The sequence below is a fragment of the Flavobacterium sp. genome (assembly GCF_035299245.1).
Classification (GTDB): Bacteria; Bacteroidota; Bacteroidia; order Flavobacteriales; family Flavobacteriaceae; genus Flavobacterium.
The window spans coordinates 25,482-49,158 of the sequence record NZ_DATGWY010000016.1; the positions used below are offsets into that span (position 1 = coordinate 25,482).

Annotated in this window: 19 protein-coding genes and 1 pseudogene; 15 read left to right on the top strand and 5 right to left on the bottom strand. The window is 35.6% G+C overall.

Annotation, left to right across the window (positions count from 1 at the left end; all coding sequences use genetic code 11):
- Positions 1–48 precede the first annotated feature (48 nt).
- Entirely contained in the window at positions 49–2,040 is a 1,992-nt protein-coding gene (ligA, locus tag VK161_RS11450) for an NAD-dependent DNA ligase LigA (RefSeq protein ID WP_324214918.1), read from the top strand.
- Complete coding sequence (locus VK161_RS11455; RefSeq protein ID WP_324214919.1) at positions 2,037–2,732, top strand: hypothetical protein; 696 nt, start codon at positions 2,037–2,039, stop codon at positions 2,730–2,732. The genes ligA and VK161_RS11455 overlap by 4 nt, the downstream gene beginning before the upstream one ends.
- Here the strand turns inward: VK161_RS11455 and VK161_RS11460 are convergent.
- Together VK161_RS11460 and VK161_RS11465 are read right to left on the bottom strand one after the other, a co-directional pair.
- The gene (locus tag VK161_RS11460; RefSeq protein WP_324214920.1) at positions 2,718–3,632 is read right to left on the bottom strand and encodes a metallophosphatase; all 915 of its coding nucleotides are present in this window, start codon (positions 3,630–3,632) and stop codon (positions 2,718–2,720) included. The genes VK161_RS11455 and VK161_RS11460 overlap by 15 nt on opposite strands.
- A 27-nt stretch (positions 3,633–3,659) precedes the next feature.
- Entirely contained in the window at positions 3,660–4,439 is a 780-nt protein-coding gene (locus VK161_RS11465) for a 5'-nucleotidase (protein WP_324214921.1), read from the bottom strand.
- 48 nt (positions 4,440–4,487) lie between these two features.
- Here VK161_RS11465 and VK161_RS11470 point away from each other — a divergent pair, with 48 nt between their 5' ends.
- The 13 genes and pseudogenes from VK161_RS11470 (at position 4,488) to VK161_RS11530 (ending at position 20,027) form a co-directional block, all read left to right on the top strand.
- Positions 4,488–5,006 (top strand): DUF6913 domain-containing protein, encoded by a 519-nt coding sequence (locus VK161_RS11470; protein ID WP_324214922.1) that lies wholly within the window; start codon positions 4,488–4,490, stop codon positions 5,004–5,006.
- A 1-nt stretch (position 5,007) separates the two neighbouring features.
- Positions 5,008–5,886 carry a 4-hydroxy-tetrahydrodipicolinate synthase gene (gene dapA / locus VK161_RS11475; RefSeq protein WP_324214923.1) on the top strand — a complete coding sequence of 293 codons (879 nt, stop codon included), beginning with the start codon at positions 5,008–5,010 and terminating at the stop codon, positions 5,884–5,886.
- A gap of 96 nt (positions 5,887–5,982) precedes the next feature.
- Positions 5,983–6,777 (top strand): outer membrane protein assembly factor BamD, encoded by a 795-nt coding sequence (locus VK161_RS11480; RefSeq protein WP_324214924.1) that lies wholly within the window; start codon positions 5,983–5,985, stop codon positions 6,775–6,777.
- 6 nt (positions 6,778–6,783) lie between these two features.
- Positions 6,784–7,101: a DNA-directed RNA polymerase subunit omega gene (locus VK161_RS11485; protein ID WP_324214925.1), complete on the top strand. Its 318-nt coding sequence runs from the start codon at positions 6,784–6,786 to the stop codon at positions 7,099–7,101.
- A gap of 10 nt (positions 7,102–7,111) precedes the next feature.
- Positions 7,112–8,323, top strand: a complete 1,212-nt coding sequence (gene coaBC / locus VK161_RS11490; RefSeq protein ID WP_324214926.1) for a bifunctional phosphopantothenoylcysteine decarboxylase/phosphopantothenate--cysteine ligase CoaBC — start codon at positions 7,112–7,114, stop codon at positions 8,321–8,323.
- The gene (locus VK161_RS11495; RefSeq protein ID WP_324214927.1) at positions 8,316–9,200 is read left to right on the top strand and encodes a DUF4835 family protein; all 885 of its coding nucleotides are present in this window, start codon (positions 8,316–8,318) and stop codon (positions 9,198–9,200) included. The genes coaBC and VK161_RS11495 overlap by 8 nt, the downstream gene beginning before the upstream one ends.
- Before the next feature lie 31 nt (positions 9,201–9,231).
- Positions 9,232–10,884, top strand: coding sequence for a DNA repair protein RecN (gene recN / locus VK161_RS11500; protein WP_324214928.1), 1,653 nt, complete (start codon positions 9,232–9,234; stop codon positions 10,882–10,884).
- A gap of 52 nt (positions 10,885–10,936) precedes the next feature.
- On the top strand, positions 10,937–12,130 hold the full coding sequence (fabV, locus tag VK161_RS11505) for an enoyl-ACP reductase FabV (protein ID WP_324214929.1): 1,194 nt from the start codon (positions 10,937–10,939) through the stop codon (positions 12,128–12,130).
- A gap of 106 nt (positions 12,131–12,236) precedes the next feature.
- On the top strand, positions 12,237–15,839 hold the full coding sequence (locus VK161_RS11510) for a T9SS type A sorting domain-containing protein (protein WP_324214930.1): 3,603 nt from the start codon (positions 12,237–12,239) through the stop codon (positions 15,837–15,839).
- An 84-nt stretch (positions 15,840–15,923) separates the two neighbouring features.
- Positions 15,924–16,919 (top strand): annotated as a pseudogene (locus VK161_RS11515) (glycosyltransferase); the annotation flags it as partial.
- A 15-nt stretch (positions 16,920–16,934) separates the two neighbouring features.
- Positions 16,935–17,660 (top strand): dephospho-CoA kinase, encoded by a 726-nt coding sequence (gene coaE / locus VK161_RS11520; RefSeq protein WP_324215113.1) that lies wholly within the window; start codon positions 16,935–16,937, stop codon positions 17,658–17,660.
- Between the two features lie 71 nt (positions 17,661–17,731).
- Positions 17,732–19,315, top strand: coding sequence for a HAMP domain-containing sensor histidine kinase (locus VK161_RS11525; protein ID WP_324214931.1), 1,584 nt, complete (start codon positions 17,732–17,734; stop codon positions 19,313–19,315).
- A 7-nt stretch (positions 19,316–19,322) separates the two neighbouring features.
- On the top strand, positions 19,323–20,027 hold the full coding sequence (locus VK161_RS11530; protein WP_324214932.1) for a response regulator transcription factor: 705 nt from the start codon (positions 19,323–19,325) through the stop codon (positions 20,025–20,027).
- A 214-nt stretch (positions 20,028–20,241) separates the two neighbouring features.
- Here the strand turns inward: VK161_RS11530 and VK161_RS11535 are convergent, their stop codons facing one another.
- The 3 genes from VK161_RS11535 to VK161_RS11545 form a co-directional block, all read right to left on the bottom strand.
- On the bottom strand, positions 20,242–20,979 hold the full coding sequence (locus VK161_RS11535; RefSeq protein WP_324214933.1) for an acyl-[acyl-carrier-protein] thioesterase: 738 nt from the start codon (positions 20,977–20,979) through the stop codon (positions 20,242–20,244).
- Between the two features lie 137 nt (positions 20,980–21,116).
- Positions 21,117–22,046, bottom strand: a complete 930-nt coding sequence (miaA, locus tag VK161_RS11540) for a tRNA (adenosine(37)-N6)-dimethylallyltransferase MiaA (RefSeq protein WP_324214934.1) — start codon at positions 22,044–22,046, stop codon at positions 21,117–21,119.
- A gap of 205 nt (positions 22,047–22,251) precedes the next feature.
- On the bottom strand, positions 22,252–23,613 hold the full coding sequence (locus tag VK161_RS11545) for an exonuclease domain-containing protein (RefSeq protein ID WP_324214935.1): 1,362 nt from the start codon (positions 23,611–23,613) through the stop codon (positions 22,252–22,254).
- Between the last annotated feature and the right edge of the window lie 64 nt (positions 23,614–23,677).

The following is a 23,677-nucleotide window of genomic DNA, read 5'->3' on the forward strand; positions in this document are numbered from 1 at the left end:
ATTTTTATGCTCTATTTATAAGTATAACCAAAAAATAGTCCTGTTTTTATGGATGTTCAAAAAGCCATTCAAGATTTAAGAGAAGAACTCAATCAGCACAATCACAACTATTATGTATTGGACAAACCCACCATCAGCGATTTTGAGTTTGACCAAAAGCTAAAACAACTTCAGGAATTAGAAGCCAAACATCCGGAGTTTTTTGACGAAAATTCTCCGTCTCAACGAGTAGGCGGAACCATTACTAAAAATTTCCAAACCGTTGTACATGAAAATAGAATGTATTCGTTGGATAATTCATATTCCAAAGAAGATTTACTCGATTGGGAAGCCAAAATCCAGAAAATGTTAGGCGATGTTGATTTGAACTATACCTGCGAATTAAAGTACGATGGTGCTTCAATTTCGATTACTTATGAAAATGGGAAGTTGTTGCGTGCGGTGACGCGTGGTGACGGAATTCAAGGTGACGATGTAACAAACAATATTAAAACCATCAAATCGATTCCGCTGAAACTAAAAGGTAATTTTCCAACCAAATTTGACATTCGAGGCGAAATTATTCTTCCGCTTGACGGTTTTGAAAAAATGAATCAAGAGTTGATTGAAATTGGTGAAACTCCGTATTCCAACCCAAGAAACACGGCTTCAGGAAGTTTAAAATTACAAGACAGTGCTGAGGTTGCCAAACGACCATTGGATTGTTTGCTGTATTTCATCACTGGACAAAATTTACCGTTCAATTCGCAATACGACGGATTGGAAACCGCACGCAATTGGGGATTTAAAGTACCAACGCAATCCAAATTGGCTCATAATTTAGATGAAGTTTTTGAGTTCATCAACTATTGGGATGTTCATCGCCATGATTTGCCTTACGAAACCGATGGTGTTGTTATTAAAGTGAATAACTTCGATCATCAGCAAGAATTAGGATACACAGCCAAATCGCCACGTTGGGCAATTGCTTATAAGTTTAAATCGGAACAAGTAACAACTAAGTTGAATTCTATTTCCTATCAAGTCGGACGAACAGGTGCAATCACTCCGGTTGCCAATTTAGAACCCGTACAACTCGCTGGAACCATTGTCAAGCGCGCTTCATTGCACAACGCAGACCAAATTGAAAAACTCGACATCAGAATAGGCGATGCCGTGTTTGTTGAAAAAGGCGGTGAAATCATTCCGAAAATTATTGGTGTTGCTCAAAGAGGAAACGAACCTGAACCCACAAAATACATCACACATTGTCCAGAATGTCAAACAGAGTTGATTCGTAAAGAAGGCGAAGCGCAACATTATTGCCCAAATTTTTACGGTTGTCCTCCACAAATTATCGGTCGCATTCAGCATTACATTTCCCGAAAAGCCATGGATATTGAAGGTTTAGGAGGCGAAACAGTGGCGTTGTTGTTCAATAATGGTTTGGTAAAAGATTATTCTGATTTGTATGAATTAACGGTTGAACAAGTGATTCCGCTCGAAAGAATGGCGCAAAAATCGGCTGAAAATTTGGTAAACGGAATCGCAAAATCGAAGGAAGTTTCGTTTGAACGGGTATTGTTTGCACTCGGAATTCGATATGTGGGTGAAACGGTAGCCAAAAAACTAGCCAAGCATTATAAAAATATCGATGCCTTGCGTCAGGCTTCGTTAATGGATTTGATTTTGGTGGATGAAATTGGCGAGCGAATTGCCCAAAGTGTTATTGAATTTTTTGAAAACGAAAACAATACCATCATCATTGAGCGATTGAAGAGTTTTGGTGTTCAGTTCGAAATAGTTGAGGTTCACAATCCGGATGCGACTGACAAATTAGTAGGCAAAACCTTTGTGGTATCGGGAGTTTTCGAACAATTTTCTCGCGATGATTTGAAAAAAGCCATCGAAGACAACGGCGGAAAAGTAGGAAGTTCCATTTCGGCCAAAACCGATTATGTAGTGGCTGGCGATAATATGGGTCCGGCGAAATTAGAAAAAGCCAATCAACTCAAAATTCCAATTATATCTGAAACCGAATTTTTAGAATTGATCCGATGAAAAAAGACAAACTAGTGCTGCTTATTGCTTTGGTGGTTGGAATTCTTTCCACCTTAGCCAACACATTTCACTATGTTGAATTTGTGAAAATAAGTAGATTAGTTTTTATTCCTCTAATTTACATCTATTATTGCTTAAAGGCGCAAAAAATCAATTGGGCACCAACATTAGTCATGTTTCTTTTTTTGTTGACTGATATTTACAATTTCATCATCAAAGATGCATTATTTGAATTATTGGTGTTAGGAATTGTGAACTACATTTTGTTTTTGTCTTTCGGATTGAAAGATATTGTAAAATTCAGGTTGACATTTACCAATGTAATTTCGTTTGTAATTATAGTTGGATTTGTTGTTTTTCTTTATTTCAGTGTTCTGGATTTAGCTTTGATAGAGTTGAATACTTACAAAGTTTCCATCAGTATTTATGGAATCGTTTTGGGATTGAATGCAATAGTGGCAGCTTACAATTTGAGTTACCGTAATCGCTTACACGATTTATTGTTCTTTTTCTGTGTGGCAACTTTTGTCTTTACCGATGTTTCCTATTTAATAAGTGAGTACTACTATAAATTTCCAGTAATGATAGTCATTAACTATATCCTTCAATTACTGAGTTATTTCTTTATAGCACGCTATTTCATAATAAATGAGCGTTACGATTTACGCAAAAAGCAATTAAACCACAATTGATTTACCCTGAGAAGCTACTTTCTTGTCAGAGGTAACATAGAAATCAATTCGACCCAAATTCAACCCATAACAACCTACTTGATTGATTAAAACTTCTTTTCCTTCGCTGTTTTTTTCAACAACTGGTTTATCTAAAAAAGTATGTGTATGTCCGCCAATGATTAAGTCGATGTCTTTGGTTTTATTCGCCAAAATCAAATCACACACTTTATTCGGGTCTTCTTTGTATTTGAAACCGATGTGCGACAAACAAATGACTAAATCACATTTGTGTTCGTGTTTCAACTTGTGCGACATATCAGTAGCAATTTCTATCGGATCATTGTAAACGGTTTCTTTACAGTTCTTTTTATCCACTAATCCTTCCAATTCAACGCCGAGTCCAAATATTCCAATTTTTACACCATCAACTGTTAGAATTTTATACGGTTTAATATAACCATCCAAAATGGTATTTTTAAAATCATAGTTCGACGAGACAAAATCAAATTTAGCATGTGGTAATTGGGCTAACAAGCCTTCTAAACCGTTGTCGTAGTCGTGATTTCCAATGGTTGCTACATCGTATTTCATCATGCTCATCAACTTGAATTCCAATTCGCCACCATAATAATTAAAATAAGGTGTTCCTTGAAAAATATCTCCGGCATCTAATAAAAGTACATTTGGATTTTCCTGGCGAATACTTTCGATTAGCGCTGCTCTTCGTGCCACACCGCCCATATTTGGGTTTCGCGGATGGTCTTTCGGAAACGGATCAATATAGCTGTGAACGTCGTTGGTGTGTAAAATGGTTATTTTTTTAACATCGGTGGAAGTAAAGCTGCTTAGCGACAAACCGCCAAGAGTTAAAAAAGCCGATGATGCTGCTGTATTTTTGATGAAAGTTCTTCTTTTCATTAGTGTCGAATTTAGTTCAGTTGCTAATTATTCTTTGGTGATTCGAACGGAATTATCGTAACTCAAGGTGTCTACTTCTTTAAAGTAATCAATCATGATGTTGCGCAATTTGTAATCAATGTCATAGCGTTGAATGCCTTGTTTGAAAAACGTCATATTATCGCCTCCATTGGCCAAATAATCAGAAGTAACTACGTAATAAATTGCGTTAGAATCAATGGCTTTATTTTGAATTTTAATGTCTTTGGCCACATTATCTTTGCCAATTGTAAACGATAATCCTTGTAACGGATGAGGTTTTTTCTCAGTAATAATATAATTCGCCATTTCTACAATTTGCTGCCCTTTTAATGAAATTATAACGGCAGCATTTTCAAAAGGCATTACTTCAAAAGCATTGCGTGCGGTAACATTTCCTTTCGGAATCATGGTTCGGATGCCACCGTGATTCAAAATACAAATATCGATTGATTTTTTCTCTCTACTCTGGAATACTTTATTGCTTTTGTTCAACGTAATATCAGCCAAGAAATTACCGATGTTGGTTTGCCATTCGCCTTTCGATTTTTCTAAATTTTCGGGATTGTAAGCCAAAACCTGACTTAAATCTTTATCGATATTTTCTCTGTAAGGTTTAATAAAGTTTTCTATATCAGAGTTTTCAGCTTGAGCTTCGGTGATGCCTATTTTTTTTCCTTCAATTTTGGTAACAAAGTTTTTTTGCTGACCACACGAAATCAGAATAAAAAATGTTAATAATAAACCAAAACATTTTAAAACAAGAGTAGAGTTTTTTAGTTTTACCATCGTTTATGCAACTAAATTAATTAAATTTGTAAACCAAGTAAAAGTAATATGTTTTCTCACAAATTCAAGGATTTTATCATTAAAAATAGTGTTAAAAAAAGGTTATCCAACGTAAAACATATTGCCTCAGCGAATTCGGTTCAAACCATCGGAATTATTTTTGATGAAACGCAAAGTAGTCAGCGTGAAAAGTTGATTAATGAAATAAAAAAATGGCAAGTTGCACCACTTTCAATCGAGTTTATAGTTTTTAAGGATAAAGTTAAGAAAACAGATGTTTTTGATTACACGGTTTTTTCAAACAAAGACATTACTTGGAATGCCACTTTTACTAATTCAGCCGTAGATCAATTCAGTGCTAAAACTTTTGATTTACTTATTAGTTATTATGATGATGAAAAAGCAGCTTTATTACTGCTAACTCAACTTTCGAAAGCCCATTTCAAAGTAGGTTTTTCAAGTGTAGATCATCGATTAAATCACTTTTTAATTCAAACTGAAATCGATAAATGTGCTACTTTTGCAGAAGAATTATTCAAATATTTAAAAATACTTAAAAAAATATAACATGCAATCATTAGTTGGAACTGGCGTAGCATTGGTTACTCCGTTTAAAAAAGATTTTTCTGTTGATACAGAAGCACTCAAACGAATTGTAAATTTTGTGATTGACGGTGGAGTAGAATATCTTGTGGTTTTGGGAACTACAGCGGAAACGGCGACGCTTACCGCTGACGAACAAGAACTGGTTATTGCAACAATTATTGAAGCCAACAACGGAAGATTGCCATTGGTTTTAGGGGTTGGCGGAAACAATACGTACAAAGTGGTTGAAGAATTAAAATCTAGGGATTTTTCTAAATTTTCAGCTATTTTATCGGTTTCACCGTATTATAATAAACCCACTCAAGAAGGAATTTATCAGCATTTCAAAGCAATTGCAGAAGCTTCTCCAGTTCCGGTTATTTTGTATAATGTTCCCGGTAGAACAGCTAGTAATATGTTGCCATCAACAGTAGTTCGTTTGGCTAATGATTTTAAAAATATCATCGGAATTAAAGAAGCGGCGGGAGATATTGTTCAAGCGATGAAACTCATTCAAAATGCTCCAAAAGGATTTTTGGTGATTTCTGGAGATGACATGATTACGCTTCCAATGGTTTTAGCAGGTGGAAGCGGAGTGATTTCGGTTATTGGAGAAGGTTTTCCAAAACAATTTTCTGAAATGGTTCGCTTAGGATTACAACGAAAAGTAGACGAAGCGTATCAATTGCATTATTTATTGGCAGATAGTATTGACATGATTTTTGAGCAAGGCAATCCAGCTGGAATCAAAGAAGTATTCAAAACACTAGGCTTGTCAGAAAATACGTTACGTTTGCCATTGGTAAATGTCAATCAAGATTTAGCGGCTCGCTTGGAAAATTTCACTAAAAAAATAAGCTAAAAAAAATATTTTCATACTAACGATTAATTAACTAATTTTGCAGTTGCTTTTTTACGGACCAAAATCCTTTAAAATAGGCTCAACATAAATACATAAATGAAGAATTACATATACCTATTCGCACTTGTTGTTTTAGTTTCATCTTGCAGTCAATACCAAAAGGCATTGAACTCAGAAGATGTTGCTTTGAAATTTGATCAGGCTACTAAAAAATACGACGAGAAAAAGTATTCAAAAGCCATTCGCCTTTTTGAACAGATTGGTCCAGCTTACAAAGGGAAACCTCAAGCGGAGAAGTTGTTTTATATGTTTTCCTATTCGTATTACAATACCAAACAGTACTATCTTGCTGCCTATCAATTTGAAAGTTTTGCGTCCAGTTATCCTAAAAGTGAAAAAAGAGAGGAAGCCGCTTTTTTAGCTGCAAAATGTTTTTCTAAATTATCACCCGTTTCAAGCTTAGACCAAGTTGATACCAACAAAGCCTTAGATAAACTACAAGACTTTATTGATATGTATCCAAATTCTCAGTACTTACCAGAAGCCAATGCAGTAGTAACTGAGTTAAAAAATAAACTCGAGCAAAAAGCATTTGATATTGCTAAACAATACAATACAATATCCGATTACAAATCGGCAATTTCTGCTTTCGAAAACTTTTTATCTGATTTTCCTGGAACTCCATTAAAAGAAGATGCGCTTTACTATAAATTTGATTCAGCCTACAACTTGGCAATCAATAGTGTTCCTCAAAAAATGGAAGAGCGACTTGAAAACGCAAAAGTGGCTTATTCGGGGCTAATGAAATTTAAAGCCGATACAAAGCATAAAGCAAAAGCCGACGAAATGTTGGCTCGAATTGAAAAAGATTTACAACAATTTACTAAATAAAATGTCATGGATTTAAAAAAGACGAATGCACCAGTAAACACAATCACTTACAACAAAAGTGTAATTGAAGAACCAACTGGAAATGTGTATGAAGCAATCACAATTATCGCCAAAAGAGCCAACCAAATCAATGCCGAAATCAAAAAGGAATTAATTGATAAATTGGATGAGTTTGCTACGTACAATGATAGCTTAGAAGAAGTCTTTGAAAACAAAGAACAAATTGAAGTATCTAAATTTTACGAAAAGTTACCAAAATCTCACGCTCTTGCAGTACAAGAATGGTTAGACGGTAAAATTTACCACAGAAATACTGAACAATAATCACTGAAGTATGTCGGTTTTAAGCGGAAAAAAAATAGTGCTGGGTGTTTCTGGTGGAATTGCCGCATATAAAACTGCATCATTAGTAAGACTTTTCATAAAAGCAGGTGCTCAAGTACAAGTAGTAATGACGCCTGCTTCTAAGGATTTTGTAACTCCTCTTACATTATCTACACTTTCTAAAAATCCAGTACATTCCACTTTTTTTAACGAAGAAGATGCTGATGCTCAATGGAATAATCACGTTGAAATTGCGCTTTGGGCCGATTTGATGGTGATTGCTCCAGCTACAGCCAATACATTGTCTAAGATGGTCAATGGTAATTGCGATAATTTGTTGATTGCAACGTATTTATCGGCTAAATGTCCGGTGTATTTTGCTCCAGCAATGGATTTAGATATGTACAAACATCCTTCGACGATTTCGAGTTTTAACACTTTAAAACAGTTTGGAAATACGATCATTCCGGCTGAAACAGGTGAATTGGCAAGCGGACTTTCAGGAGAAGGTCGAATGGCTGAACCCGAAAACATTGTTGCTTTTTTAGAAAAAGATTTAGAAAGCAAATTGCCCTTAAAAAATAAAACCATTTTAATTACGGCCGGTCCAACTTACGAGGCGATTGATCCTGTTCGTTTCATCGGAAATCATTCAACTGGTAAAATGGGATTTGATATTGCTCATTGTGCTGCCAATTTAGGCGCTAATGTCATCTTAATTTCAGGCCCAACTCATTACACTTCAAAAAGTTCGAATGTAAATTTAATTCGAGTAACTTCAGCAGAAGAAATGCATACCGAATGCCACCGTTATTACGATACAGTTGATGTTGCGATTTGTGCTGCCGCTGTTGCAGATTATAAACCAAAAAATGTAGCTGCTCAGAAAATAAAAAAGAGTGAATCGGCGTTTACCATAGAGTTGGAAAAAACAAAAGACATCTTGGCTTCTTTGGGAAGTGTAAAGAAAAAACAGCTGTTAATTGGCTTTGCCTTGGAAACTGAAAATGAAATTGAAAATGCAAAGTTGAAAATTCAGAAAAAAAACTTAGATTTGATTGTTTTAAATTCGTTGAATGATGAAGGTGCAGGCTTTGGTAAACCAACCAATAAAGTAACTTTCATTGACAAAGAGTTCCATTTAGAACCAATGGATTTAAAATCGAAAGAAGATGTTGCTGTTGATATTATTAATAAAGTAATTCAAAAAATTCATGCGTAAATTGTTTCTATTTTCAGTACTGTTGTTAGTAAACGCAGTAAACAGTCAGGAGTTAAATTGTGTGGTAACAGTAAATTATGATAAGGTAACCAACGCTAACACTCAGATTTTTAAAAGTTTAGAGCGATCTTTAAATGAGTTTGTAAATAATAACGCATGGACAGAGCAGGAGTATAAATCCAATGAAAAAATAAATTGTTCTATGTTCATCACAATCAATTCGTATGAAGGGAACAATTTTGATACTACCATCCAAGTACAATCTTCTCGTACTATTTTCAATTCTACTTATGCTTCACCATTAGTAAATATAAACGATAAAGAATTTGCATTCAGTTATGTTGAATTTGAAAATCTAACGTACAATCCGAATTCATTTGATTCCAATCTAATGTCGGTTTTAGCGTTTTATTGTTATTACATCATCGGAACGGATGCAGAAACTTTCGAGCCTAATGGTGGTGAACCTTATTTTCAAATTGCTCAGGACATCATTAGTTTGGCTGCTCCAACTCAAATTAAAGGTTGGGGACAAACCGAAAACAGACAAAATCGTTATTATTTAATCAACGATCTACTTTCTCCTACATTCAAAGAATACAGAGATGCGCTTTACAGCTATCATTTTGAAGGTTTGGACACTATGGAAAAAGATCCAAAAAAATCAAAAGAGATTATTAAAGAAGCAATTACTACTTTAAAGCAAGTTAACGCAACCCGACCCAATGCGTATTTAACTCGCGCTTTCTTTGATGCCAAATCCGATGAGTTAGTGTCTATATTTTCGGGTGGTCCAACGGTTTCAACAACCGATTTAGTTGAAGGATTGATGAAAATGTCACCAACAAACAGCAGTAAGTGGTCACGAATCAGATAATTCTTGCTCTTAATTAATAAACTATTGTTCAATGATTACCTCACTTTCTATTGAGAATTTTGCGTTGATTGAAAAATTATCAATCCAATTTTCAAATGGATTTTCAACTATTACTGGTGAAACAGGTGCAGGAAAATCGATATTACTCGGTGCGTTAGGTTTAGTTTTAGGGAAAAGAGCCGATTTAACTTCATTAAAAAATAAAGAAGAAAAATGCATCGTTGAGGCGACCTTTTTTCTCAAGAATTACAATTTGCAATCTTTTTTTCTGGATAATGATTTGGATTATGAAGATGAAACCATCATCAGAAGAGAAATTCTACCATCCGGAAAATCGCGTGCATTCATTAATGATACACCTGTAAATCTTCAAGAATTGCAAGATTTGAGTGCTTTCTTGGTTGATATTCATTCGCAACATCAAACTCAAGATCTTTCGGATGATTCGTACCAATTTCAAATCATCGATTCGGTTGCCAACAATTTTGATTTGCTCAATGAATATAAAATTGCTTTGAAAGAATATAAAGCGATTATTTCCTCTATTGAAGAAAAAAAATTAAAGTTAAGTTCGGTAATAAAAGAACAAGATTACAATACATTTTTATTAGAGGAATTAGTCAATGCGAAGTTAAAAGGTTTGGATCAAGTAGAGTTGGAGTCAACCTATGAAAAACTCAATAATGTTGAATTGATTAAAGAACAACTTCAAAAAATTAGTTCTATATCCAATGAAGAACAGTTTGGAGTGATTCAAAATCTGAAAGAAATCAAAATAGCGTTCCAAAAAGTTGCCGGTTTTTCTAAAGAATACGAATTGCTTTTGGAACGATTGAACAGTGTGATCATTGAGTTTGATGACATTGAAAAAGAAACTTCCAATCAAGCGGATGCATTACTTTCTGATCCTGAACAATTGGAATTAGTCAATCAGCAACTACAAGATATTTATTCGCTTCAAAGAAAACACAATGTTTCATCGGTTGAAGAATTACTTCATATTCAAAACGAATTGGATCAAAAAGTAATTTCGGTTACGACTTTAGAAGATGAAATTGCCGCTTTAAAAAATAGGAGTGAAGAAGTTGAAACTGATTTGAGAAAAGTAGCAAAAGAAATCAGCCAAAAACGAATTCAATTTGTTTCTGTTTTAGTTGAAAAAACGCAAAATATCTTGGCGCAATTGGGAATGCCTAATGCTCAAATTAAATTTGATATTAAACCAACGGATAAGTTCTTGTCCAATGGTTCCGATGAAATTCAGTTGCTCTTCTCAGCCAATAAAGGTTCCGATTTTGGTTTATTGAAAAAAGTAGCATCAGGCGGAGAATTGTCGCGAATTATGTTAGCAATCAAATCGATATTAGCTCAACATTCCAAGTTACCAACCATTTTATTCGACGAGATTGATACCGGAGTTTCTGGTGAAATTGCTCATAAAATGGGTGAAATTATGAAACAAATGAGTCAGTCAATGCAAGTATTGAGTATCACTCATTTACCGCAAATTGCTTCAAAAGGAACAGCGCATTTTAAAGTGTTTAAGAAAGAAGAGGCGCATCATACCATTACTCAAATAGTTAAACTGAATGATCAAGAACGTATTAATGAAATTGCTCAAATGTTATCGGGTTCAACCATTACGGAATCAGCTTTGAATAATGCCAAAGAACTATTAAAGTAAAATAAATTATCTTTGTTAAAAATAAACATAACTTCTAAACGACTATATTATTATGATTATCGAACCAAGAATGAGAGGTTTTATCTGTTTAACAGCGCATCCTAAAGGCTGTGAGCAGAATGTAAAAAATCAAATTGCACACGTCAAATCAAAAGGTTCTATAGATGGAGCCAAAAAAGTATTAGTAATTGGCGCTTCGACGGGTTTTGGTTTGGCTTCCCGAATTACAAGTGCCTTTGGATGTGGTGCATCAACAATAGGAGTTTTCTTTGAAAAGCCTGCTTCAGAAGGCAAAACAGCTTCTCCTGGTTGGTACAATTCAGCTGCTTTCGAGCAAGAAGCGCACAATGCGGGTTTGTATGCTAAAAGTATCAATGGAGATGCTTTTTCAAATGAAATTAAACAACAGACAATCGATTTAATTAAAGCCGATTTGGGTCAAGTTGATCTGGTGATTTATAGTTTAGCATCACCTGTTCGTTTGCATCCAGTAACTGGAGTTTTGCACCGTTCAGTTTTAAAACCAATCGGAGCAACATTTTCTAACAAGACGGTAGATTTTCACACCGGAAATGTATCTCAAGTAACCATAGAGCCTGCTAATCAAGAAGATATAGATAATACTGTTGTTGTAATGGGTGGTGAAGACTGGTCAATGTGGATGGAAGCCATGAAAAATGCTGGAGTTTTAGCCGATGGCGCAATGACTATTGCATACTCGTACATTGGACCTGAAGTTACGGAAGCCGTATACAGAAAAGGTACAATTGGAAGAGCAAAAGACCATTTAGAAGCCACCGCTTTTGACATCTCAGAATCATTAAAATCAATCAAAGGAAAAGCTTATGTTTCAGTAAATAAAGCATTGGTAACACAGGCAAGTTCTGCAATTCCTGTTATTCCACTTTACATTTCACTACTTTACAAAATTATGAAGGCCGAAGGAATACATGAAGGTTGTATTGAACAAATGCAGCGATTGTATGCTGACCGATTGTATTCTGGTAATGAAATTCCGGTTGATGATAAAGGTAGAATCAGAATTGATGACTGGGAAATGCGTGATGATGTTCAAAAACAAGTTGCCGACTTATGGTTAAAGGCAACTACAGAATCGCTAACAGAAATTGGTGATTTGGCAGGATATAAACAAGATTTCTTAAATTTATTTGGGTTTGGTTTTGAAGGAGTTGACTATTTAGCTGACACAAATGAACTAGTTAAAGTCGCTAGTATATCTGAATAATTCTAAAAATTAGTTATTAACAATTGTAATAAAAAGCTCGCAAATTTAAGCGAGCTTTTATTTTTTTTTATAATTTTATTGGGAATAAACACAAATCAAATTAATTATGAGAAAAATTACATTTCTGATTGTAATGTTTTTTGTCAGTTGTATGGCGTTCGCACAGTTTCCTGCGCCGTATTGCGGACCAATAGCATTTGCAAACAATGAAGAACCCATTACCTTGGTGAACTTTGCTGGAATTAACAATTCCTCGCCAAATACTCTCGGTGGTGTTGCGCATCAGGACTTTACCGCAATTGTAGGTAATGTTACAGCTGGTCAAACGTATCCCATTACTTTAAAAGGGAATACGGATGGAAATTTTAACACAAATCTTTCAGTCTTTATCGATTGGAATCAAGATGGTGATTTTACCGATTCAGGTGAGACTTACAACATTGGAAGTATCATGAATTCTGACGGATTAGATACTGTTGTTTTAAATGGTTCAATTACTGCTTCGGCTTCAGCATTAGGAGGAAACACTCGCATGCGTGTGGTGAAAAAATTCAACAACAGTACAACCGTTTTTCCAGATTCTTGTAATACTGGCGGTGGTGGCTGGGGTGAAGCTGAAGATTACACACTTTCAGTTACCGCTATTCCAGCTTGTTTAACAGGATTTAATTACCCAACTGCTACAGTTACTCCAGGTACATGTGATGGATTTACTCCTACTCAAATCGCTGATGATTCTTGGGCTGGTGATTATTTTAATGTTGCTGTAACTACTGGTCAAACCTACAAGTTTGGAAGTTCTCTAGCTACTGATTTCTTTACTATCAGTACTGATAATGGTGTAACCGCTGTAACTGCAGGAACACAACCGTTAACATGGGTTTCAACAGTAACAGGAACTATTAGAGTTCACATCAATACTAATTCAGCTTGTGGAACTGAAGATGTAGACAGAACAACAACGGTAACTTGTGGAGTACTTTGTTTAACAGGAACATTATATCCTGCTACTACGTACACACCAGGAACGTGTGATGGAACAACTGTAAATGTTGTTGCAGTAGATTCGTACGCCGGTGAATATTCTAATATTAACGTGGTAACTACTAATACTTACACATTCTCAAGCTCTATTGCAACTGATTACATCACAGTAGCTTCTGCAGATGGAACTACTGCTTTGGCTGTTGGCACAGGAAGTGTTGACTATACTCCAACGGCAGATGGTGTAGTTAGAGTATATTTCCACACCAATTCATCTTGTGGAACTCAAGCAACAGACAGAGAAAAAAGAGTGGTTTGTGATACAGCTTTGATGGCTCCTGGTTGCGCCTCTAATCCGACACCAGCTGATGCTGCTATTGTTCCTGCTTTTGATGATATCATTTTATCTTGGGATGCCCCAACAACAGGTGATCCTGCAACTTCATACGATATTTATGTTGGGAATTCTCCAACAACTTTGAATTTTGCAGTGAATGTTCCAACAAACGACCCAATCAATGGTGGTGAGGTTGGAGCATACAGTACTACCATTTATTGGCAAATAGTTCCAAGAAATGCTGCTGGACCTGCTGTAGGATGTGCCGTATGGAGTTTTACCACAGAAGATTTACCAGTTTGTTTGTCAAATACATTCCAGTATCCTGCAACAGATATTACACCTACAGCTTGTGATGGAATTGCTTCTACTTTAGTAGCAAATGATTCTTGGGCGGGTGATTACTATAACTTAAATGTTATTGCTGGAGAAACCTATACCTTAAATAGTTCGGTTGCTACCGATTATTTAACAATTAGTACAGACGGAAATGTTACTGCTGCTACAGCTGGTCAAGTTCCTTTGGTTTGGGTTGCAACTGTAACAGGAGTAGTTAGAGTTAATATCAACACGGATTCAGCTTGTGGAACTGCGGATGTAAACAGAACAACTTCTGTTATTTGTGGTGTTGCTTGTTTAAATGGAGATTTATACCCAGCAGATACTGTGATTCCATCGGTTTGTGATGGGTCGACTTTGAACCAAATTACTGATGATGCTTATGCAGGTGAATACTCAAATGTTCAAGTTGAAGCAGGTAATACGTATACTTTTAGTAGTTCTGTAGCAACTGACTTCTTTACTTTAAGTTCAGATGGTGTAATTGCCATTGCAGAAGGTGTAGGACCTTTATCATGGGTTGCTACTTATTCTGGAGTTGTTAGAGTATATTTACATACTGATGATGCTTGTGGTGATGAAGCTGTAGGCAGATTTAAATATGTTGTTTGTACACCAGTTGCGCCATGTTTAACGGCTACTTTTGGTCAATTTCCTGCTGCAGCTTATGTTCCATCAGCTTGTGATGGTGTAACTCAGCAACAAATCGTTGCAAACGGTTGGGCTGGTGAATATGCATTGGTAACTGTAACTTCAGGTGAAACCTATACTTTCTCAAGTTCAGTTGCAACAGATGTGATTACAATTAGTGCTGACGCTGGTGCTACTGCAGCTGCAGTTGGTGTTGGTTCAGTAACTTGGGTTGCTACCATTTCTGGTGATGTTAGATTCTATACCCACTTAGCGGGTTGTGGTGATCAACAAACCAACAGAGCTAAATTTGTTCTTTGTGGTGTGGTTTCTAGTGATGAGCCGGATTATGTAGCATTACAATGGCCACCAACAATTACTGTAACCGCAGGTGGTAGTGGAACAGTTTATGGTCAAGTTTACGAAGCTGGTTTAACAGACGTTGCTCCAAATATTGACGGACAAGCTCCAGGTATTGCTGCATGGGTTGGAATTAGTCCAGCTGGTGATAACTCAAATCCTAACACATGGACTACTTGGGTTCCAGCAACATGGAATGCAGCTCATATTTCAAATAATGATGAGTATGAAGCTCAAATAGGTGCAACTTTGGCTCCAGGTACTTACTACTATGCAACACGCTTTAGTCTAAACAATGGTCCTTATGTTTACGGTGGAATCAATTCATCTAATCAAGGTAACGAATGGGACGGAACTACTTACCTAAGTGGTGTGCTTACTGTAAATCCTATTGCTAATGATGAATGTTCAGGTGCAATTGCTTTAACTACTGGCGCAGTATTTGGAACTAATCCTTTAAGCACAACAAATGCGGGAGCATCAACAGGAAGCTTAACTCCTTCTTGTCAAGCGAATTTCTCATCTGACGCATGGTATTCTGTTGTGGTTCCAGCTTCTGGAAGTATTACAATTGAAACGCAAGCTGATGGTGGAATGACTGATTCAGTCGTTTCAGCTTTCACGGGAAGTTGTACTGGTACATTGACTGAAGTGGGCTGTAATGATGATGATGGAATCGGTTTCATGTCGTTATTGTCATTAACAGGATTAACTCCAGGTGATACAGTTTACATTGCAGTATGGAGATACAGTTTCCTTGGTGGTGGAACAAACGGATCTTTCGTGATTTCTGCTTACGATGCTTCATTATCGAATGTAGATTTTGAAAGTTCTTCATTAAGAGCTTATCCAAACCCTGTTCGAGATGTTCTTAACTTATCGTACACTCAAAACATTACTAAAGTAGAAGTAATTAATCTTTTAGGTCAACAAGTGATTGCAAAACCAATGAACGCTACTCAAAGCCAAATTGATATGTCACACCTTCCTAACGGAACTTATTTAGTAAGAGTTACTGCTGATGATCAAGTAAAAACAATTAAAGTGATTAAAGAATAATCATTCTTAAAAATAGTTTAAAATGCCACTCCTTTTCGAGTGGCATTTTTTTTTTAAGTGTATATTTGTTGAAATTTTAGAGGAATGAAATTTTCAATAATTATACCTGTTTATAATCGACCAGATGAAATCAAAGAACTACTCGATAGTTTGGTAGTTTCAGATTACAAAAAGGAATACGAAGTAGTAATTGTAGAAGACGGTTCAACAATTGATTCTAAAGAAGTCGTACGACAGTTTTCTAATCAGTTGAATATTTCCTATTATTTTAAAGAGAATTCAGGTCCAGGTGATTCGAGAAACTTCGGAATGAAAAAAGCCAAAGGTGATTATTTTATCATTTTCGATTCAGATTGTATCATTCCAAAAGAATATTTGAATGAAATAGAGAAGGAGTTGACTCGTGAATGCGTAGATTGTTTTGGTGGTCCAGATAGAGCATTAGCTTCGTTCTCCAAAATTCAAAAAGCCATCAATTTTGCAATGACCTCTTTTTTAACCACAGGAGGAATTCGAGGTGGTTCAGAAAAACTAAATAAATTTCAACCTCGTAGTTTCAACATGGGAATTTCGAAAAAAGCCTATGAAGCTTCCAATGGTTTCGGAAATATTCATCCAGGTGAAGATCCCGATTTGTCGATTCGATTATGGAAACTCGGATTCAAAACACGATTGTTTTCTAACGCATACGTATACCACAAGCGCCGCATCGATTGGCAAAAATTCAGTTTTCAAGTCAATAAATTTGGAAAAGCACGACCCATCTTAAATCATTGGTATCCCGAGTACAGTAAACCAACATTTTGGTTGCCGTCACTTTTTGTTATTGGTTTATTCGCCTCGTTTTTATCACTTTTGTTGCTTTTTGACTGGCCACTGAAAATCTATTTTCTGTATTTTGTTATCATTTTCGTGGTTTCTTCTATACAAAATAAAAATCCACTCATTGGTTTTTATTCGATGATTGCTGTATGGAAACAATTCACGGGTTACGGAATGGGATTTCTCGAATCCTATTGGAAGATAAAAATTCTTAAAAGAAAACCTGAAGTTGCCTTTCCGGAACTTTTCTTCAAACTACCAAATCAAACTGAAGTGGTAGAAAGTTTTACCACCACATCAAAGCCAATTGTAAGTGAAGAATCAAAAGATGTTCCGGTTTCAAATCCAATTGCAACTCCAATTGTTGAAGTTAATTCAACACCAAAGTCAATTGAAACCAAAAAGAATGTCATAAAAACAAAAATAATCGGGTTAACTGGCGGAATCGGAAGTGGTAAAACAACTATTGCAACTTACATCCAGTCGAAAGCAATACCAGTTTACATTTCTGATACTGAAGCTAAAAAAGTAATGGAGCAACCCGAAATCATTGCTAAAATTAATGCAACATTCAACGAAGACATAACAACTAATAGTGTTTTGGACCGACAAAAATTAGCCTCAATTGTTTTTGGAAATCCAGAAAAATTAAAACAGCTCAATGCTATTGTGCATCCTGCTGTTAAAATTCATTTTGACAATTGGGTAAAACAAAACCAAAATAAGCCTATTATTGTAAAAGAAGCAGCCATTCTTTTTGAAAGCGGAAGTTACAAAGATTGCGATTCGGTTATCTCAGTAATTGCGCCTTTAGAAACCCGAATTGAACGCGTAATTCAACGCGATAATACAACACGAGATAAAGTTCTTCAACGGATTAACAATCAGATTACTGACGAAGAACGTATTTCCAAAAGTGACTACATTATTAAAAATGAATCCCTTGAAGAAGCTAAAAAACAAACCGACCAAATTCTTAATTTATTAGAAAATAATTAATTAATTCACTCAATGTTAATGTTTGGTTAATGCTTTGTCATGCTAAATGTTAAAATCCTAAATTTGTAGTGATGAATAAGTTTGTTTTTAGGCTATTGGTTTTTTTAATGAGTTTGTCCCTAATCGGTATTATTTTAGTACAGGTTTATTGGTTCAACACCTCATTAGAAAACAACGAAGAACAGTTCCGATTTCACGTTAAGCAAGTTTTAGGTAACGTAGCTGAAAAACTCCAAAAAAAGGAAGAATATACCTTCTACGAAAAGTACCAGAAACTAAAGGATAGTATTGGTAAAGAGCCGCTTAGAAATGATTTAATTGAGTATGGTTACTACCAACGCAACTCCAAAACAAACGAAACCATCATTTATTCTAATAGTATTATTGCTCTTGATTACGGAGTTTTATCTTCGTTCTTTGAAAAAAAATCTGACAGTACAACGATAAAATCATTTTCTGCTAAAAGAAAAACTCAAGTGTACAACGAAAGCCCATTTGATAATATGGGAATTCAAAAAGACAAAACACCGAGTTTAACCATTGAAAAATCAGGATCATTGCCCATATTAAATGATGCTCAATTTGAAATTGCGTACAAAGACATAGCAGCGGCAATGCCCATTTATAGTAGAGTGAACAAAGAAATGATTAATGATTTGTTACTCAAAGAACTAAAAGAATATGGCGTCACTACTCCATATGAGTACAGTGTTTACAGTAATGGTTTAGCGACCAAAATTAAATCTGAAAATTTCAAATTTGATAAATACGCAACGTACACTATTCCGATTTTCTTGGACAACGAAGACAACACTAAATATCAGTTGTTAATTACGTTTCCACAAAAGAAAAAGTTCTTGTTTAAAGAAATTATCGGAATCACTTTACTGTCAATTATTTTTACCTTAATCATTATTATAGCTTACACAAGTGCTTTAAATCAGTTGATTAAACAACGTCAGATTTCTGAAATCAAAACCGATTTCATCAATAATATGACTCACGAATTTAAAACACCAATTGCAACAATAAACTTAGCTTTAGACGCCATAAAAAATCCTAAAGTGATTGATGATAAAGAGAAAATTCACCGCTATTTGCAGATGATACGCGACGAAAACAAACGAATGCACGCACAAGTAGAAAATGTGCTTCGCATTTCAAAACTAGAGAAAAAAGAGCTCGATATTAATAAAGAATCACAAAATATTGAAAATATTATCCTCGATGCCGTAGATCATGTCAATTTAATTATTGAAGACAAAAACGGATCTATTGATACTAATTTTCAGGCAACTAGAAATACAGTACTGTTAAATGACGTTCATTTTACTAATGTAATTGTTAATATTTTGGATAATGCCATGAAATATTCTGTTAATCCGCCCGTTATTCATATAACGACCGAGAACATTAAGGATTTTGTCATTATCAAAATTACCGACCAAGGAATCGGAATGAGTAAAGCCGCTCAAAAACGAATTTTCGAAAAATTCTACCGCGAGCACACAGGCGATATTCACAACGTAAAAGGTCACGGACTTGGTCTAGCCTACGTAAAACGGATTGTGGAAGATCACAATGGTCAGGTTTTTGTAGAAAGCGAAAAAGGAAAAGGAAGTACATTCACTATAAAATTGCCATTGATTAATTAAAAAAAACATGGAAAAAGAAAACAAAAAAATTCTACTCGTAGAAGACGATCAAAATTTTGGAGCCATTTTAAAAGACTATTTGATGCTGAACGACTTTGATGTTGTATTAGCTAAAAACGGAATGGAAGGCTTCGAGAAATTCAAAAAAGACAATTATGACCTGTGCATCCTTGACGTTATGATGCCTTACAAAGATGGTTATACTTTAGCCAAAGAAATTCGCGAAAAAAACAAGGAAATTCCAATCATTTTCTTAACGGCCAAAACCATGAAGGAAGATGTTTTGAAAGGATACAAAGTTGGTGCCGATGATTACCTTAACAAACCTTTTGATTCAGAAGTATTGTTGATGAAAATCAAAGCCATCATCCAACGTAAATCCTCTGAAACCAAGCCTGAAAACGTGAAATTTGAATTCCAAATCGGACAGTTTCACCTCAATTCTAAGTTGCGTTTCTTAACTTTCCCAGGTCAAGAACCAATCAAATTGTCACCAAAAGAAAATGAGTTACTTAAAATGTTAGCTTTATACGAAGACGATTTGATGCCACGTGAATTAGCGTTAACCAAAATTTGGAGAGACGATAACTATTTCACTTCCAGAAGTATGGACGTGTACATCGCCAAATTAAGAAAATACCTAAAAGAAGATCCAAAAGTAGAAGTCCTCAACATTCACGGTGAAGGTTTCCGCTTAGTAGTTCACAAATAAATTTCAGAACTAAATTTTTTCCGCCACTGATTCACAGATGATTTTAAAATCTGCGAATTAGTGGCTAATTTTTTTGAAACTATTCCTGCTTTCCGCTCCAAGATTTTTGCTTGTATTGGTTTTTTCTAAGGCCTAAAAAGAGCTTCTTGGGTCGCTTTTTTAGTCCAAGAAAAAATCCAATTCAAGCTTCAAATGCTTTCCACTTCAATCAGGGTTAGAACTCTAGTGAAAGTACAAAACAGGTTTTTAAATCTTTATTTACCGTATAAATCAACTCATGCTCTGAAGTGTTCTTTTCAACAGAAATGGTATCGTTCAAACCTACTTCTTTCAAAAAGTTCATTTCAAATGCTTTCAATTGGCCACTCATGATCCACTTCGAATCCGCATCATCCAAACACCATTCTAAATATTTCACATTGTTGGCATGATTCACGATATCCAAATCGGATAAAAGTACTTTTCGTTCCGCTACACTAACTCGATCTTCTCCAATTTCAATTTTTGTGAAGCTTTTTGATGTCGCTCTGTTATTAGGGTATTTTTCAAAATGTTCATGAGGCAACGCCAAAGCTTCAGGTCGACGCGTTTGGGTATTTAAAACGGCCCAAAACGTTTCACAACCGACTACTTTTTCTTCCCCAACATACAATTCCAAACACCGAATAGAACGCGAATTCTCCAGTGATTGTATCCACGTTTTTACCGTAACTTTTTCTTTCCATTTGGGCATTCGAGTAATCTCAACACGCATTCTACTCAACACCCAAGCCTGATGAAATTCTTGCATATCACTAAAACTGATTCCGCCCACTTCCGAATGTCGGGCAGCAGTCAATTGCAAAATATTGCACAATTCGGTGTATTTCAGGAGCATATTAGGATAACATTGCAGGAAATTAATTTCCCAATCTTTGGTGAGGATAGAGGTGAAGTCTTTAGATATGGGCATTTTAGTTATGTGTTGTAAGTTCTAAGTTCTAAGTTGTAAGTTGTGGGTTGTAAGTTGTGGGTTGTGAGTTGTATTTTTATTATCAATTGGAAAGTAACATTAATTTTAAATGGAAAAAAATTTTATTAACCTATAACCTACAACCTATAACCTACAACCTTTTCTATTAGCTCTATTATTTCATCAACACTTGCAAGATAATCAAACCAAACCACATTTTCCGTTCGCTTGAACCAAGTCAGTTGTCTCTTGGCAAATCGGCGTGTGTTTTTCTTGATTTCTTCTATGGCAAAATCCAAACTCGTAGTTCCGTCAAAGTAGTCAAACAATTCGCGGTAACCAACCGTTTGTAAGGCATTCAAGTGCTTATTTGGATATAAATTTTTAGCTTCTTCTAGTAAACCTTCGTTCATCATGATGTCAACTCGTTGGTTGATTCGGTTGTACATGACTTCGCGTTCTGCTTCCAGACCAATGATAATAGGAGTGAAGTTTCGTGTATTTTTCTTCTGGTTTAAAAACGACGAATACGGTCTTCCAGTTCCCAAACACACTTCTACAAAGCGTTTCATGCGTTGTGGATTTTGTAAGGTCTGCGGATTTTCACTCGAAATCGAATTGAAATAATCACTATCTAATTCTTGTAATTTTTTCTGTAAATAGTCAATTCCGAATGCATCAAAATCGGCATTGATTTGCTCTCTCACTGATTTGTCAATAGCCGGAAAATCATCAAATCCTTTCAATACCGCATCCACATACAAACCCGAACCACCGACCATAATTTGGATGTTGTTTTTTTCAAACAATTCGTCGAGTTTCGCAATGGCTTCTTGCTCAAAATCGCCCACCGAATAATTCTCAAAAATGGATTTATTTTGAATGAAATGATGTGTTGCTGCTGCCAATTCTTCATCATTTGGAACAGCAGTGCCGATTTTCATTTCTTTGTAAAACTGTCGACTATCACATGAAATAATATCACAACCAAAATGCTGAGCCAAAGCAATGCTCAAGGAAGTTTTTCCGATGGCAGTTGGACCGATGATGGTGATTAGATACTTCATATTAATTTTTATTACACTTCAAAATTGAAAATTCCTTGTTCCTTGTTCAACATTCAATCAATTTTGAATATTCAATAACGAATGTTGAATGTTGAAGTGATTGCCCTAGCCCCGATAGAGCCGATATCCTCCGATGGACAAAAACAAAGGCTTCGCCTGTAGTTTTTTGCCAATCGGAGATAAAGGCGAAAGCGGGAAATAGCTTCTAAAATTGAATCACTTTCATCACTTTATTCTTTCGTAAATAACTTTGTATAATGGAACGTGTATCGCGGTTATTTTGCATCGGAATCAATATGTTTTTAAGTATTTCGATGTTGTTAATCTGATAATTCAAATCGTAAAAACAATAGCCTTTGTAAATGCCGTTTTCAATCAACACCGCACTGCGCTCGTCGATTTTTCGACCGCGATCAACAATGACCATATTGTTGTTGTCAAACGACATCTCGTTGATGAAATCTTCTACACGCTGGTTGTATTCATCAGGTGATTCTTTCTGTATACATGCGCCGTTACATTCCTTTATTTTGTATTGAAAACACGAATTTTTACTTTCGTATAACCCATTTATTTTCTGGCATAAATTGTATTTTTCGGTGATTCTGAACAAGGCATTTTTTCCTTCTTGAATCGAAGTGAAAGCGGTGATTTCCTTTTTTCTGCCGTCGGCTTTTTGCAATTGCAAACTCAAATATCCTTCTTCATTCAAAACTTCGTACAATGCCCATTGAAAAATACTTTTGCGCTGCGCACGGTTGTAAATCGGTTTGTTGATTTTGATTTCTTCGCTTTCTTTGAGCAAAGCAATCAATTCGCTTCCTGTTTCTTCATAAGTCACGGCAAAAACTTCCAATTGTATCTTTTTGCACTTATTGGTTTTGCCTGTAAAATGCTGATTGACGCGTTTTTTGATGTTTTTACTTTTACCAATATAGATTAGATTTCCTTTTTCGTTGTGTATGTAATAGATTCCGGTTTTGTTAGGCAAACTTTCTACTATATCCAACAATTTCGGAGTCAAACCACTTTTGATTTCTGCTTTGATCGAACTGATGAGTATTTCTTTTTCAACGTCTTTGGATAACAATAATTTGAACAATTTCACAGTGGCAATCGCATCACCACTGGCTCGGTGTCGGTCGGTGACTGGAATTCCCAAAGCGCGAACTAATTTCCCTAAACTGTACGAATCCATTCCGGGAATCAATTTTTTAGAAAGTTCGACCGTACAAAGCGTTGGCCTAATAAAATCGTAACCCAAACGGGTAAATTCGGTGCGTAAAATGCGGTAATCAAAACTCGTATTGTGCGCCACTAAAATGCAATCTTGAGTGATTTCGATGATGCGTTTGGCTACTTCGTAAAACTTTGGAGCCGAGCGTAACATTGCATTATTGATTCCGGTTAACTTTACCACAAAAGGTTGAATTTCCTTTTCTGGATTGACCAAACTGATGAATTGATCTACGACTTCGCGACCGTCAAATTTGTAGATGGCGATTTCGGTAATTCCTTCTTCGTTGAATTGACCTCCAGTGGTTTCTATGTCGAGTATTGCGTACATTTTTTAAGATCGCTTTGCTGAAAGACCGCTTCGCTGCAAGAGGCAAGATTCTCTGTAAGATTTT